The following is a 14,863-nucleotide window of genomic DNA, read 5'->3' on the forward strand; positions in this document are numbered from 1 at the left end:
GAAATTATCAATTCAATGATTTGAGCAGCGTCTTCGCCTGGTCCGCTCCGTCAAACGAACTACCCGACCTGAGTGCCGATTCCAGCTCCGCCTTTGCCTCCGCTTTGCGTCCAGCTTGCGCCAATGCTGCCGCCAAATGGTAAGCGATTTCCGGATTTCCGGGTTGCCTCAAGCGCGCATCGCGGAGGAGCTGCAAAGCCCTGTCCGGCTGGCCATTCTTGAACAAGATCCAACCCAGGGTATCTATCGTTCCAGCATTACCAGGATTTTTCGCCACAGCCTGTTCCGCGATCTTGATGGCTCCAGAGTCATTGAGCAACAAGAGAATATTGGCCAGATTGTTAAGTGCCTCTGCGTCGTCTGGATCCAATTTCAATACCCTTTCGTAGGCCAGGCGGGCCTGCGGCAGGTTACCGGATCGGGCGTAACCATCGGCCAGTGCCTTCTGGGAAATGATGTCCTTGGGGTGTGTCTTGGTCCATTGCTCCGCCAGTTGGGCTGCTGCCTTGCCGCCATCCTGATCCCCCATGGCGCGCGACAGTCGCAGCAAGGTTTCTGTGGAGGGTTCAAGTTGGTGGGCCTTGCGGTAGTTGTCCAGTGCAGCCGCTTTTTGCCCGCGCGCCATCGATATGTCGCCCAGCAGGCTGTAGCCAACGGCTCGTTTGGGCTGGGATGCAATGATTTCGCGGGCGCGCTTCTCCGCCTTGGCCTGGTCTCCTTGGCGCAAATCGACTTCTGCCATAAGCGCTTGGGCGGGCAAAAAATCCGCCTGACCGGAAAGCGCCTTATCCAAACTGTAAGAGGCTCCTGGAAGGTTGTTGGCGGCGAGCTGAAGCATGGCTATTTGGACTTGCTTCGCCGGATCGTAATCCGCCAATTTGGTGGCTGTCATGAGCAGGTTCTTGGCTGCGGCGATATCACCGACTGCCAATTGGGCCTTTGCGTAAGCCATCAGAACGGAGAGTTCTTCGGGACCCTTTGCAGATGCACTCTTGGCAGCATCCAGGGCAGCTGAGGCATTGGCATTGCGTAAATGAAAGTCAGAAAGTGCCAGGTTCCAACGCTGTTCCTTGGGCCCCGATACATCGACCGCCTTCTCCAGCCAGCGTTGTGCTTCGGGAAGCTTTCCTGTGCGTTCCGAAATAATCGCCATCTCTGCCATGGCTTCGGCATTGCGCGGGTCCACTTTCAGAACGTCATTGAGCCGCTTTGTAGCCGCATCGTAGGCTTTGGTCGCAATGTCAAGACGTGCCAGATTCAGGCTTGGGGGAATATAGGTGCTGACAAGCTTCAGCGATTGCTCGAAGGCAGTACGGGCAGCCGGATAGTTTCTGGACTGCCCGCGGGCCATGCCCAGCAAATTGAAGAATTCCGCGTTGGTGGGCTGTTGCTTGACAAGATCTTCGGCAACGGCAATCGCTTTGGCGGTCTGGCCCGCCTTCAAGTACATGTTAAGCAATGCGGTTGCCGCTCCGGTTTGTTTGGGGTTCTTCTTGTAGGCTGATTCAAGTTCACTGATGCCACTGCCGGATTGGCCACTGCGGATCAGACTCATGCCCAGCACCGTGCGCAGTCCCGGTGCGTCTTGCGTCTGCAAAGCCTTTTTCATGAGCGTAGTGGCGCGCGCGTTTTGTCCCTTCACCATCAACGCAGAACCCAGCATGGTCATGGCTTGGCTGTCGGTGGGTTGCGCCTTCAAATAGGTTTCCAACACCTCAATGGCACGATCGATATTGGGCTCGGACAAATAGATCTGCGCCAAGATCTTGGTCGCCGCGCTGTTGCCCTGGACTTTTTGAAATGCTTCCAGATACTGTTTGGCCTTTTCTCTTTCGTTCAGACCATAGTGCGCCAGTCCGTTGAGCATCAGCAACTGCGGGCGGTAGCGCAGATAGTCAGGTGGAACCGGGTCAATCAGGTTGACCACTTCCTTCAACGCAGTTCGTGCGTCCACAGGCCGGTTGTCCTGCTCTGCCAGCAATGCCTGCAAGTAGGCAACACGGGGCTCGCCAGGCAGGAGCCCCACCAACTGCGTCACTTCGCTTGTGGCTTCTTTCTTCTGTCCCAGGTCCACGTAAATTCCGACCCTTGCAACCCGCACATCCACCCGATCAGCGTCGATGGACAGTGCCTTGCTGTAGGAAGCAACTGCACCAGTCAAGTCTCCTGTACTGTGCTGTACGGAGCCCTTCTGGTACCAGGCTTCAGCAGAGTCCGGAGCCAATGCCATTCCCCGGTCAGCGGCTGCAGCAGCCTCCTTGAATTGCAGCGCGCGAATGCGAATGGGCACTTCCGCCAACCAGGATGAGGCTGATTTTGGATCTATCGCTCGTGCTTCTTCAATGTTCTTAAGGGCGTTGCGCGTATCACCCAGATCCGAGTTGGCGGCGGCACGCAGCAACAATACCTGGATCTGCACAGCAGGTGGCAGGCCTGCAGGATTGAACTGCTGCTGTTGCAGCAATGGAACCAGCTTGCCCTGTGCCATATAGGCCTGTCCCAAGGGGATGACCACTTCGGCGCGGTTGACGCCCAGACGCAATGCCTCATTGAAGGCGACTTCTGCGGCCACTACGTCTCCACTCTGCAGCAGCGCCTTGCCCAATAGCATCTGGACCGGCAGCATGTTCTTGTCGATCTGCAGCGCATTCTTGAGCTGGATGATGGCACCTTCCAGATCTTTCTTCTCATATCGAACCAAGGCATCCTCATAGTATTTTGAGGCCTTTGCATCGGTTGCAAGCGCAGCATGTGGTGTCAACAGGTTCAATGAGCAAAGCAGGGCAAGCGCAATATGGCGAAGCATGCGTTCGCTGAGCTGTGCTGTTGTATGGGGCATGGTGTGTTTGGACAGACGTCGAGAAAATTGGGGGGGTGATGGGGAAGGTTCCGGGGCACAATTGCAGATCCGTGCAGGACGCTCGAGGCGCCCTGGGGGGCAAGCCAGTAGCTAATTTGCCAAGTTGTACCGGCCTGGAGCAATGATGTTGTCCGGGTCCAGCTCGCTTTTCAGTCCTCTGACGATCTCCCAATAGGCGGGGTCACGGGAGACGATATCCGGCATGGCGTCCGATCGTGCGCGATACACCGAGAGCTTTTGTTCATGGATGTGCAGCAACAAGGCATCGGCGCACTCATGTGCTACCTTCACCGACTCAGGTTTGCTACGGTCAAATAGGATATTGATAACCGCCACAAGTGACATGGATGTTTCGATGTTCACGGTCATATACAGCACGTGACCGAATTTGGCAGCAACGGCGTTCATACCGGTCAACAGTTTGGCAACTACCTTTCCATTGGAGGGGAGGGCCGGTGATATGAACATCAGGCCACAATTGGTCTCGTCCAGCTTTTCAGTGCCCCATTCACTGTGGCCGTACTTCCACAAGAGGTTGTCAATGGCTACATTGGTTGGCACCCCCACCGAGAGGTTGTGCAACGGTCGCAGCGCGGAGATGGACGCTGCCAACGCACGCGCCTGTGGAATGAAGCGCAAGGTATTCATCACTGCATACCCCAGATCCAGTAAGCCGTTGCTGACTACGGTGACCCGGGCAAGTTTGCCCATGCGGGACTTGATCTCACGAAGTGCTGCAGTGACCTGGCCCTTGTTGCCTGTGACCGCGCCCAGGCTGGCCCATTCATTGGGAGCCACCAGACTGATGGCCTTCTCTGCCGCTGCGTAGGCCTCGGCCGGAGGAAGGTGGCATTCCTTCTCCAGATAAGTACACATGCCGTACATCATGGATGAGTGCGTGCGCGCGCGATTGGCTATATGGGTTACAGAAACCAACAGACCCTCGCGCTTGAGGTGTGCCAACTCATCAATGAATTCACCCAGTCGCGCACTGTCATAAAGTGCCAAGGAAACAGCGACCTCTTTGGGACGGCGGGGAGTCAGCCGGAAGCAGGCACTGGTGACAATGCCGTAATTGCCCTGAAAGAACAAACCGTCGAGCATGGGGCCCAGGCCGAAAGGGTGGCTGTGAGCCAGAGGTGAATCTTCACCGAGGCGCCGAAAACCGGTCTTCAACAACTTGCCGGAACCACAAACCACTTCCAGGCCAAATACGTCTTCCTTGCGTGGTCCGAAATAACCTACACCGCGGTCTAGCGCATTGCCCAGAATGCTTGTGTCGCGTGCGGAGCCGGAGACATTGAAAGTCAATTCTGGGCAATGCTTCTGCAGAAAATCATAAAGCTGCCCCTGTGTGACGCCCGGCTCCAGAACGGCAACAGGATTGGATAGGGAAATTTCATCGGCATTCAATATGCGGTTCATTCCACTCAGGTCGACCAGATCACATCCCGCCTTTGCCGGAGAGTTCGAGCCGTAGCCCCAGTTGAAGCCTGTCGACACCGGATACAACGCGCGTTTTGCAATGCGGGACTGATTCACCAGATCAATGACTTCCAGGGTGGTAGTGGGTCTATGAATTGCACCTACCGGAAAATCCCGTCCGGTTACATTGGTGGTTTGAATGGCGCCCGTGGAATGCGATGAATTCATATTCTGTCACCCTGGTATTGGAAGGAATCATTGTAGTGAGACCGCTGATATCTCACCTATTATTTCCAAATACAAAAAAGGGGCCCGAAGGCCCCTTTTTGATTCAAAGAATTGCTTCTTGAATTACTTGGCTGCTTTGCGGCGACGCGATGCAACCAGAGCCACCAGACCCAGACCCATCAGGGCCAGGCTTTCTGGCTCAGGGATTTCCAAGTAGAACTGACCTGCACTGTTGCCAACAATCGTGGCACCGAAAATTTGTTCGCCGTCTCTCAGCAAAGTGACCACAGGGCTTGAGAAGTCAGTATGGGAAAGTGCAAAAACAGGCTTTCCAGTTTCAAAGGTAGAAAAGTCAGCGCCTTGTACGCCACCAACATCCTGGAAAAAATAACCCGAGTTAATGGTCGATTGATTTGCGTCCACAACAATCGAGGTAAGCGCCTTAGGAGTCAAATCAGCAAGCAGACCACCGCCACCCGTGATGGCATAGGTAGCCAGCGTAGTTGTTTGTGCAACATTCAAAAATGTCACGCTCCCACCGGTGTAGCTAAAGGTTCCGTTTTGTGTGCCAACGCCCGATCCCACAACGTCAAGCCATCCAACCAAAGTGTGGTTGTAAGAGACACCTACGAGTCCAGTCTGGGTAAAGGTAAAGTTACCGCCCCCAGTAAAACTGTCAGTCACTGTTACTGGGTCGCTACCAAGCGTAAAGCCAGTGCTACCAACAACCTTAATAGCAGCTGCAGCACCCGCGCCATCCGGATCAAACCAGAAAGAAGAATATGCAGCTTGAGCGCCGGAGCTAATCAAGGCCAGGCCTAGCGCAGCGGCAGCGAAGAGTGAACGTTTTACCTTGATCATGTTGATCCCCTTTAAATGAGTTGCAAAAAAACTTGTTGCGCAATCAATAAAGCAAAGGGTGTGCCAAGTTTTTTAGTTCTTTTAAAATCAACGGCTTACGACGTTTGGTCGACTTCTTTGAGGATGGCGTGTAAACAATACCGACATCTTTTTGGGTTGCCGAACGGGTCAATGGCTCCCCAACCACATGCCAGAATAGCACCATGAAAATACTTGTAACTGGCGTGGCTGGCTTTATTGGGGCGGCTACTGCCCTTCGTCTTCTTGCCCGGGGCGACACTGTCGTCGGGATAGACAACCTCAATGACTATTATGACCCAAGCCTGAAACTGAGTCGCCTGGCGCTGCTGGACCGACACCCGGGTTTTCGCTTCATGAAGATGGACCTCGCCGACAGGGAAGAAATCGCGGGGCTTTTCGCGAAGGAAAAGTTCGAACGCGTCGTGCATCTTGGCGGGCAGGCCGGAGTACGCTATTCGTTGCAAAACCCCCATGCCTACGTAGACAGCAACCTCGTGGGGTTTGTGAATGTGCTGGAGGCCTGTCGCAACAACGCCATCGAACACCTTGTGTACGCTTCCAGCTCCAGTGTGTATGGCGGCAATACCAAGATGCCGTTCTCGGAAGTGGACAACGTGGACCATCCGGTCAGTTTGTACGCCGCCACCAAGAAGGCCAACGAGTTGATGGCCCATACCTATAGCCATCTGTTTGGAGTGCCGACGACGGGGTTGCGGTTTTTCACCGTATATGGACCCTGGAGCAGGCCGGATATGGCATCCATCCTGTTTACCAAGGCCATTTTGGCCGGCGACCCTATCAAAGTCTTCAATTACGGAGACATGCGGCGCGATTTCACGTACATAGATGACATTGTTGAAGGGGTTGTCCGGGTATTGGACAAGGTGGCAACGTCTTCGGAAAGCACGGCTCCCTATCGCGTCTTCAATATTGGCAACCACCAACCAGTGCCGCTGCTGGACTTTATTGCATGCCTAGAGTCGGCTCTCGGCTTGCAGGCCAACAAGGAATTGCTGCCCATGCAGGATGGCGATGTTCCGGCTACATATGCCGACACCCAGGCGTTGAATGACTGGGTGGGCTTTGCTCCCGCGACCCCGATCGACAAAGGTGTGCGAAGCTTTGTGGATTGGTATCGCAGCTATTACAAAGTGTAGTGCCGCAGCAATGCGCCGATAGCTGCCTCGCAGAGGTCAAGCACCAGATCAAAGGCCTGTGCATTACTGTGATAGGGGTCGGGTACTTCGGTTCGATCGCATTCGGGGGCAAAGCTCAAAAGCAACCGTAGCTTGTGCGCGTGCTCGGCCGGGCAGATTTTCTGGAGGGCTGCCATGTTCTGGTTGTCCATGGCCAGCACCAGATCGGCATCGGTGAAGTGGCTGCTCGCAATGCGGCTGGAGCGCTGGCGTTTGGCGCTGTAGCCGCGGCGCTCCAGCGCCGCAATGGCGCGCGGGTCGGTGCGCTGCGCGGGCGAGGGTGCGTGGGTGCCGGCCGAATCGATTTGCAACTTTCTGCCAACGCCCAGATCACGTGCCATCTTCTGCGCAACGACGAGTGCCATTGGGGATCTGCATATGTTGGCCGTGCAAACGAACAATAGTTTTGTCATTGGCCGGGATTTTAGTTGCTCACTCAAACTAACCCGTCTTGCACTTCCGGTAAATGCGCTATATTCCACAACTGCACATACATGCAGTCTTTTTGCCTTTTGGGGAGGTCGCCTTGAAATTTCTAAACGCCGCACTGGGCACTTGTTTTCGCTGGGTAGCGCTGGTACTTTTCACAGGCTTGGTTACTGCGTGTGCCAGCAATAGCGTCAGCCTTAACGAAGCGCCAGTTACTGCCTCTTCGCAGGACTACAACTACCTCGTAGGTCCGGGCGATACTCTTAATATTATTGTGTGGCGCAATCCGGAGCTCTCGCTTTCCGTGCCTGTGCGTCCTGATGGCAAAGTGTCCACCCCACTGGTTGACGAATTGGTTGCTCAAGGCAAGACCTCCATTGAAATTGCGCGTGAAGTCGAAACCGAATTGGGTAAATTCGTGCGGGACCCTGTTGTCACCGTCATCGTCACCAGTTTCGTCGGTCCGTACAGTGAACAGATTCGCGTCATTGGCGAGGCCGCCAAGCCACAGGCTCTTCCTTACAAGCAAAAGATGACAGTGCTGGATGTCATGATTGCTGTGGGTGGTTTGACCGATTTTGCAGACGGCAATGCGGCTTCCATCACCCGTGCCTCGGAAGGTGGCAAGCGCTATTCCGTGCGTCTGAAGGATCTGCTCAAGCGTGGTGACATTTCTGCAAATGTTGAAATGCGTCCGGGCGATATTCTGACCATTCCGCAAGGTTGGTTCTGATTCCGGTCGGGTCTCGGCAACAAGGCGGTATTCGCCTTGGCCGCTGGATACTGATTCTTACGATCAAAGAGAAACACCCCCTATGGAAGAGGTAATCGGCCATGTTCTATCTGTTGCTCGCGGCATGTGGAGACACAGGTGGGCGGCGTTGGCGGTCGCCTGGATCGTGGCGATCCTTGGCGCAGGTGCAGTAGTTGCTGTTCCCGACAAATATGAGGCGACAGCGCGCATATTTGTAGATACCCAGTCCATTCTCAAACCACTGATGTCCGGCCTGGCGGTGCAGCCCAATGTGGAACAGCAAGTCACGATGCTGAGCCGCACATTGATCAGCCGCCCCAATGTGGAAAAGCTCATCCGCATGGCGGACCTGGATCTGGGAACCAAGTCCAAGGAGGCGCAGGAAGCGCTGATTGACGAACTCACCAAGGCGCTTGAAATCAAGTCGGTGGGGCGAGACAACCTCTACGCTCTGTCCTACAGAGACTCCAGTCCGGACAAGGCCAAACGGGTTGTCCAGTCACTGGTGTCCATCTTTGTGGAGTCGAGCCTTGGCGATAGTCGCAAGGATTCCGAGGTCGCCAAGAAGTTCATCGATGAGCAGATCAAGGCTTATGAGACCAAGCTGGAAGAGGCCGAGACCCGTCTGAAAGAGTTCAAGCTTCGCAACATCGATATGCAGACTGGCGATGGCAAGGGTGTGGTCGAGCAGATCGGCGCCATCGGAGATCAGCTGAGCCAGGCGCGTCTGGAGCTGCGCGAGGCTGAGAACGCCAGGGATTCGGCCAAACGCCAGTTGGAGCAGGAGCGTGCTTCGTATTCACGCAGCCTGTCGCAAGACACTTCGCCCACGGTCGCGACTCCCGAGATCGATGCCCGTATAGATGCCCAGAAACGCAATCTGGATGCCTTGCTGCAAAAGTACACCGACAAGCACCCCGACGTCACCGGCGCGCGCCGCATGATCCAGGAACTTGAAGAAATGAAGCGCAAGGAAGTTGCCGAATTGCGCAAGGCGGCTTTGGCCAACCCAGGTTCACCCGCCGCCGCCAGCCCGGCGCAGCAGGAAATGAGCCGCCTTTTGGCCAATGCCGAAGTGCAGGTCGCGTCGCTTCGCGCCCGCGTTGGCGAATATTCCGCAAGGTATGAGCGTGCCCGCCAATTGATGAAGAGTGCTCCGCAGATTGAGGCCGAGTTTGCACAGCTCAACCGCGACTACGACATCAACAAGAAGAACTACAACGACATGGTGGCACGCCGCGAGTCGGCGGCGCTTTCCGGCGACTTGGACAATGCGGCCGGGGTGGCTGATTTCCGCCTCATCGATCCGCCGCGCACTTCGCCCAAGCCGGTTGCTCCCAACCGCCTGATCCTGTTGCCCATGGCGCTGGCAGCCGCCATTGCGGCGGGCCTTGGAGTCGCCTTCTTGCTGAGTCAGATACGGGCGGTGTTCTTTGATCCGCGCTCTCTGACTGAAATGACCGGACTGCCGCTGCTGGGAACGGTATCGCTCAATCTGGATGAAGCCGGTCTGGCAAAGAGGAAGGCGGACCTCAAGAAGTTTGCAGGTGCGTTTGGTGTGCTGTTGCTCGTATATGCCATTGGCATGGCCTTAATAATCTTTTTGTCTGGGCGGGCGGGATGAAACAACATGAGTAGCCTGATCGAAAAAGCCGCACAGCGCCTGGAACAACTCAAGCGTGCAGGCGCAGAGGTTCCAGCAGCATCTCCCGCAGCGGTTGCTGCTGCCGTCGCTGCCGGAGCGGTGCCGCCGCCTGTGGCAACAACACAGCCGGCTGCAGAAGCCGCGACTGCGCCTGTCAGTTATTCGCGCAGTGTGGAGATTGACCTGGACACGCTGGCAGCGGCGGGCATCGTCAGTCCGCATGCGCCCAGGTCGTTGATAGCGGACCAATTCCGGGTCATCAAGCGTCCTCTGCTTGCCAATGCGGTAGGCAAGGGGGCCACACCGATTGCCAATGGAAACCTGATCATGGTGACCAGCGCCCTGCCGGGCGAAGGTAAGAGTTTTACCGCCATCAATCTGGCGATGAGCATTGCCACCGAGCTGGATTACACAGTGATGCTGGTGGATGCAGACGTGGCCAGACCGTCGGTGTTGAACCGATTGGGGCTGGAGCCCAGTCCCGGCTTGCTGGACCTTGTGGTGAACGGTTCGTTTGATCTGTCCAGTGTGCTGCTCAAGACCAATATCGAGAAGCTCACCCTGCTGCCCAGCGGTACGCCTCATCCAAGAGCAACTGAACTGCTGGCCAGCGACTCCATGACGCGCCTGCTGGAAGATATTGGCAGCCGGTATTCGGACCGCATCATCATTTTTGACTCGCCTCCTTTGCTGTTGACAACGGAGTCACGGGTGCTGGCCACCCACATGGGACAGATCGTGATGGTCGTCAAGGCCGATTCCACCTTGCGCTCGGATGTACGCAGCGCGCTGAGCACCATAGAAGATTGCCCGGTGAAGTTCGTGCTCCTGAACCAGGCGACAACCCCGTTCAAAGACGGCTATGGATATGGCTACGGGTATGGGTATGGGTATGGTCAGCAAACTGGCACCTAAAGCACATGTGCTGCGCGTATTGCTGCCATGGGGGCTCGCCTGCCTGTCGCCTCTCGCTTCGGCACAGGTAACGGACGACGCGGCAACACCCGGCCCCAAACCCGCTGTGAGCGTGGTGCCCCGTGTTTCGGTGACAGAAACCTGGACCGATAATGTAAGCCTGAGCAGCGCCAAGAAGGCGGATCAGGTCACCGAAATCAGTCCCGGACTACGTGTCGATGTGAACAAGGCCCGACTCAAGGGCTTTCTTGATTACACACTGACTGGAGCGACCTACGCGCAGTCCAGTTCCCCCAGTCGCACCACCAACGCGCTGGCGTCCAACATGACGCTGGAGGCCGTGGACAACACGTTCTTCATCGATGCCAGCGGCTCCATCAGCCAGCAGGCAATCTCGGCATTTGGCACGCAGTCGACCAGCACCAGCTCGGTCAACTCCAACAGCACCGAAGTTTCCACCTACCGTGTATCACCTTATGTGCAGGGCAGCTTCGCGGGCGCGGTCAATTATCTGGGCCGCTACAGCCGCACCGTCACCAGCGGCGGTTCCTCGGGCGATGTCGCCACCAATGATGCGTCATTTGGATTGAAGGGTGGGAATGGTCAGAGGTACCTGGGCTGGTCTGCCGATGTCACGCACCAAGATGTCAGCTACAGCGCAGGCAGGTCGACCGACAACGACACCGCCGTCCTGGGCCTCAACTATGCCATCACGCCGCAGGTCAATGTCTCGGTCGAGGCAGGTTCTGAATCCAACAACTTCACTAGCCTGGACAGACAAACCAATTCACTGACAGGATTCGGTTTCTCCTGGACACCGTCCGAGGTGACCAAGTTGTCCGCCAGTGCGCGCCATCACGCCTATGGCGATACCTACCAGGTGAGTTTTGACCGCCGCACCAGCCGCACCATCTGGCATTTTTCCGATACCAAGGACATTACCCAGACTCCCAATCAGAACGGTACCGTCTCCGTGGGCACGGCGTATGACCTGTATTACGCGCAGTTTGCCACCGTCGTGCCGGATCCTGGGGCTCGTGCGCAGTTTGTTACTGCCTTCTTGCAGTCCTACGGTATTCCTCTGGGGGCAACGGTTGGCATGGGCTTTACCGCTTCGTCGCTCACCATGCAGCATCGTCAGGAGGCCTCTTTTGCACTGCTGGGTGTGCGCGACACCATTACATTTGTCGCAACACAGTCAGAGAGCAACCGTTTTGATGCGCTCACGACGGCCGTTGATGATTTTTCCACCGCAACGCTGGTACGTCAGACTGGTCTGAGCGTAAATCTTGCCCATCGGCTTACACCGGATTACTCCCTGGCACTTCTGCTTTCGCAGGTGGCCACCACCGGATCGGTGAGCTCCCAGTCCAACACGTTGCGTTCAGTGAACCTGAGTCTGACCGGCAAGGTCGGCCTTCGGTCCAACGTGACACTGGGCTTTCGTCATTCGGAGTCAGACAGCAGTCTGATTCCATATTCAGAAACCGCTGTCACTGGCACCTTCAAACTGCAGTTCTAATTCATGTATGAAGAGTATTACGGGTTAAGCGGCAAGCCATTTCAGCTCAATCCTGATCCGGCCTTTTATTTCGCCAGCAAGCAGCACCGTCGCGCAAGCGCCTATCTCAAGTATGGCGTGCAGCGCAACGAGGGCTTCATTGTCATCACGGGAGACGTGGGTGCGGGCAAGACGACCATCGTGCGCGGCCTGTTGGCCACGCTGGAGGAGGGCAACGTGCTCGCCGCCAATCTGGTCACCACGCAACTGGATGCCGACGATACCTTGCGCATGGTAGGTGCCGCATTTGGCGTACGCGTCAAGGACGTTTCCAAGGCGGACCTGCTCATGTCGCTGGAGGCGTTCTTCGTCAACCAGGTCACCGAAGGTAAGCGCTGCCTGTTGATCGTGGACGAGGCGCAGAACCTCACGCCCAAGGCGGTGGAGGAGTTGCGCATGCTCTCCAACTTCCAGTTCGGCCAGCAGGCTCTGCTGCAGACCTTCCTGGTGGGCCAGCCCGAGTTCCGCACCATCTTGCGCAGCCCTTCCATGCAGCAGCTGCGTCAACGCGTGACGGCTACCTGTCACCTCGGGCCCATGGATCTCGAAGAGACCCAGGGCTATATCGAGCATCGCCTGCATTGCGTGGGTGCCAAGGATCGCCCCAGCTTTGATGCAGAGGCCTACAAAGGCATCTTTGAAGCGTCCGGCGGCATTCCCCGGCGCATCAATCAGATCTGCGACCGTCTGCTGCTGTCGGGATATCTTGCCAGCAAGGATGCCTTTGGCATAGCCGAGGTCAACGAAGTGGTGGGCGAGCTGCAGGAAGAATATGCAGCCCCCTTCGTCGCCGGCACAACCGACAGGAACGATGGTGATTCGATTCTGCCGGTGGAGAGCGGGCAGAGCGCGGTGGACATCGACATCGGCAAATTGCAACTCAAGCCGGCACTGGGCGAGGAGCTCTCGCGCCGGATCGGTGGCCTGGGCGGAGAGCAACTGGACGCGCGCATGCGCAGGCTGGAGCGCAGCGTGCTGCATCTGGAGCGTATCAATCTGGAAGTGCTGGTGCTATTGCAGAAACTCGTAACAGCGCTGGCCAAACCCAAGGAGCCTGGCGAGCCATGATCACCAACGCGCTGACCATCGATGTGGAAGACTATTTCCAGGTCTCGGCGTTTGCACCGCACATTGACCGGGCAACGTGGGACAACTGCGAATGTCGTGTGGAGCGCAATGTGCACCGCATTCTTGCGCTGCTGGAGCAGCACAACACCAAGGCGACCTTTTTTACACTGGGTTGGGTGGCGCAGCGCTACCCCCAACTGGTCCGGCAGATCGTGGAAGGTGGTCACGAACTGGCCAGCCATGGCTATGGCCACGAACGCGCCAGTGATCTGACGCAAGCTGCCTTTCTGGAAGATATACGCTCGGCCAAGGCGATTTTGGAAGACATATCCGGAAGCGCCGTCGTGGGCTACCGCGCGCCCAGCTTCTCCATTGGCAAGAGCAATCTGTGGGCCTTTGATTGCCTGGCAGAAACCGGTCATCGCTACAGCTCCAGCATCTACCCGATAGCGCATGACCATTACGGCATGCCCGACTCCCCCCGCTTTGTGCACGAAGTGCGCCCGGGTTTGATCGAGGTCCCCATCACTACCCTGCGCGCTTTCGGTCGCAACTTTCCTTCCAGCGGTGGCGGCTATTTCCGCTTGCTGCCCTATGCGCTGACGCGCTGGATGCTGCAACGCGTGAACGCCGACGACGGGCAGGCCGGCATCTTCTACTTCCACCCGTGGGAAATCGATACGCAGCAACCGCGCATTGAAGGCATCAGTGCCAAGACGCGCTTCCGGCACTACGTCAATATTGACCGGGTAGAGGCGCGGCTGAACCAGTTGCTGACCGACTTCCGCTGGGGCCGCATGGATCACATATTTCTGGATAAACCATTGCCGCATGCCCACGCCCACTGAGTCCGCATCACTTACCGTCAAGCGCCTGGGTGCCGATGATTCCTCGAACGTTGCGCGTTGGGAAGCCTTCGTCATGGCCTGCCCGCAGGCCACTTTTTTTCATCGCGCCGGATGGCAGAACATCATCGCCAAGGTATTCCGGCACGACACCTACTTCCTGTATGCCGAGCGCAACGGCGCCATCGAAGGCGTGCTGCCTCTGGGGCATGTGAACAGCTGGCTGTTTGGCAACGCCCTTACCGGTCTGCCGTTTACCGTCTACGGTGGCGTGGCCGCAACCTCGGAGCAGGCTGCAGACGCGCTGGAGCAGGAGGCACAACGCATTGCAGTGGATCTGGGCGTCGACCACTTGGAGCTGCGCAATGTGGAGTCCCGTCACCCCGACTGGCCCACGCAGGACCTCTACGTCACCTTTCGCAAGGAAATATTGCCCACGGAAGACGAGAACATGCTCGCCATTCCCCGCAAGCAGCGCGCCATGGTGCGCAAGGGCATCAAGAATGAACTGGTGAGCCACATAGATCCGACCGTGGACCGCTTCTTCAAACTGTTTGCCGACAATGTGCATCGCCATGGCACGCCAGCCATGCCGAAGAAATATTTTCAAGCGCTGCAAAAGGAGTTTGGTGCGGACTGTGAGGTCCTCACGGTCACCACCAACGACGGCAAACCCTTGAGCTCGGTACTCAGTTTTTACTTCCGCGACGAAGTGCTCCCCTACTATGCAGGGGACGATGAAGCGGCACGGGACTTGGCCGCCAACGACTTCAAATACTGGGAGCTCATGCGCCGCGCCTGCGTCAGAGGGCTCAAGGTGTTTGACTACGGACGCAGCAAGCAAGGCACCGGCCCTTATGCGTTCAAGAAGAACTGGGGCTTCGAGCCCAAGCCGCTGCACTATGCGTTCTGCCTGTACAAGCGCGACGCCATTCCACAGAACAACCCCAACAACGCCAAATACAAGCTGATGATCAGCGCCTGGCGGCGCATGCCCATCGCGATGGCCAACTGGCTGGGGCCGTTCATCGTCCGTAACCTGGGCTGACGGGGTT

Annotated in this window: 12 protein-coding genes; 8 read left to right on the forward strand and 4 right to left on the reverse strand. The window is 56.8% G+C overall.

All coding sequences use genetic code 11. The features are described from left to right. Positions 1-7: 7 nt before the first annotated feature. From prsT to AC1RMF_RS13800, 3 genes are all read right to left on the reverse strand, one after another. Positions 8-2,839, reverse strand: coding sequence for an XrtA/PEP-CTERM system TPR-repeat protein PrsT (gene prsT / locus AC1RMF_RS13790; protein WP_342618773.1), 2,832 nt, complete (start codon positions 2,837-2,839; stop codon positions 8-10). Between the two features lie 111 nt (positions 2,840-2,950). After that, a complete protein-coding gene (locus tag AC1RMF_RS13795) occupies positions 2,951-4,513 on the reverse strand; it encodes an FAD-binding oxidoreductase (RefSeq protein ID WP_493142130.1) in 1,563 nt (520 codons plus the stop codon). Positions 4,514-4,636: 123 nt separating this feature from the next. Further along, positions 4,637-5,374 carry a PEP-CTERM sorting domain-containing protein gene (locus AC1RMF_RS13800; RefSeq protein WP_493142132.1) on the reverse strand — a complete coding sequence of 246 codons (738 nt, stop codon included), beginning with the start codon at positions 5,372-5,374 and terminating at the stop codon, positions 4,637-4,639. Positions 5,375-5,577: 203 nt separating this feature from the next. On the opposite strand from AC1RMF_RS13800, the gene AC1RMF_RS13805 reads away from it, so the two are divergent. Continuing rightward, the gene (locus AC1RMF_RS13805) at positions 5,578-6,552 is read left to right on the forward strand and encodes an NAD-dependent epimerase (protein ID WP_493142133.1); all 975 of its coding nucleotides are present in this window, start codon (positions 5,578-5,580) and stop codon (positions 6,550-6,552) included. Here the strand turns inward: AC1RMF_RS13805 and AC1RMF_RS13810 are convergent. Continuing rightward, positions 6,540-7,004, reverse strand: a complete 465-nt coding sequence (locus AC1RMF_RS13810) for a low molecular weight protein-tyrosine-phosphatase (protein ID WP_493142135.1) — start codon at positions 7,002-7,004, stop codon at positions 6,540-6,542. The genes AC1RMF_RS13805 and AC1RMF_RS13810 overlap by 13 nt on opposite strands. Positions 7,005-7,183: 179 nt before the next feature. On the opposite strand from AC1RMF_RS13810, the gene AC1RMF_RS13815 reads away from it, so the two are divergent. From AC1RMF_RS13815 to AC1RMF_RS13845, 7 genes are all read left to right on the forward strand, one after another. Continuing rightward, positions 7,184-7,753, forward strand: a complete 570-nt coding sequence (locus tag AC1RMF_RS13815; RefSeq protein ID WP_342621196.1) for an XrtA/PEP-CTERM system exopolysaccharide export protein — start codon at positions 7,184-7,186, stop codon at positions 7,751-7,753. 82 nt (positions 7,754-7,835) lie between these two features. Then, the gene (locus AC1RMF_RS13820) at positions 7,836-9,398 is read left to right on the forward strand and encodes an XrtA system polysaccharide chain length determinant (RefSeq protein ID WP_493142136.1); all 1,563 of its coding nucleotides are present in this window, start codon (positions 7,836-7,838) and stop codon (positions 9,396-9,398) included. 6 nt (positions 9,399-9,404) lie between these two features. Further along, positions 9,405-10,334 (forward strand): XrtA-associated tyrosine autokinase, encoded by a 930-nt coding sequence (locus AC1RMF_RS13825; RefSeq protein WP_493142137.1) that lies wholly within the window; start codon positions 9,405-9,407, stop codon positions 10,332-10,334. After that, on the forward strand, positions 10,312-11,856 hold the full coding sequence (locus AC1RMF_RS13830) for a TIGR03016 family PEP-CTERM system-associated outer membrane protein (RefSeq protein ID WP_493142139.1): 1,545 nt from the start codon (positions 10,312-10,314) through the stop codon (positions 11,854-11,856). The genes AC1RMF_RS13825 and AC1RMF_RS13830 overlap by 23 nt, the downstream gene beginning before the upstream one ends. Before the next feature lie 3 nt (positions 11,857-11,859). Next, on the forward strand, positions 11,860-12,963 hold the full coding sequence (locus tag AC1RMF_RS13835) for an XrtA/PEP-CTERM system-associated ATPase (protein WP_493142140.1): 1,104 nt from the start codon (positions 11,860-11,862) through the stop codon (positions 12,961-12,963). Beyond that, the gene (locus AC1RMF_RS13840) at positions 12,960-13,811 is read left to right on the forward strand and encodes an XrtA system polysaccharide deacetylase (protein WP_342618764.1); all 852 of its coding nucleotides are present in this window, start codon (positions 12,960-12,962) and stop codon (positions 13,809-13,811) included. The genes AC1RMF_RS13835 and AC1RMF_RS13840 overlap by 4 nt, the downstream gene beginning before the upstream one ends. Beyond that, on the forward strand, positions 13,795-14,856 hold the full coding sequence (locus AC1RMF_RS13845) for a FemAB family XrtA/PEP-CTERM system-associated protein (RefSeq protein WP_493142142.1): 1,062 nt from the start codon (positions 13,795-13,797) through the stop codon (positions 14,854-14,856). The genes AC1RMF_RS13840 and AC1RMF_RS13845 overlap by 17 nt, the downstream gene beginning before the upstream one ends. The last annotated feature ends 7 nt before the right edge of the window (positions 14,857-14,863 follow it).

This window comes from Rhodoferax sp. GW822-FHT04A08 (assembly GCF_058801025.1).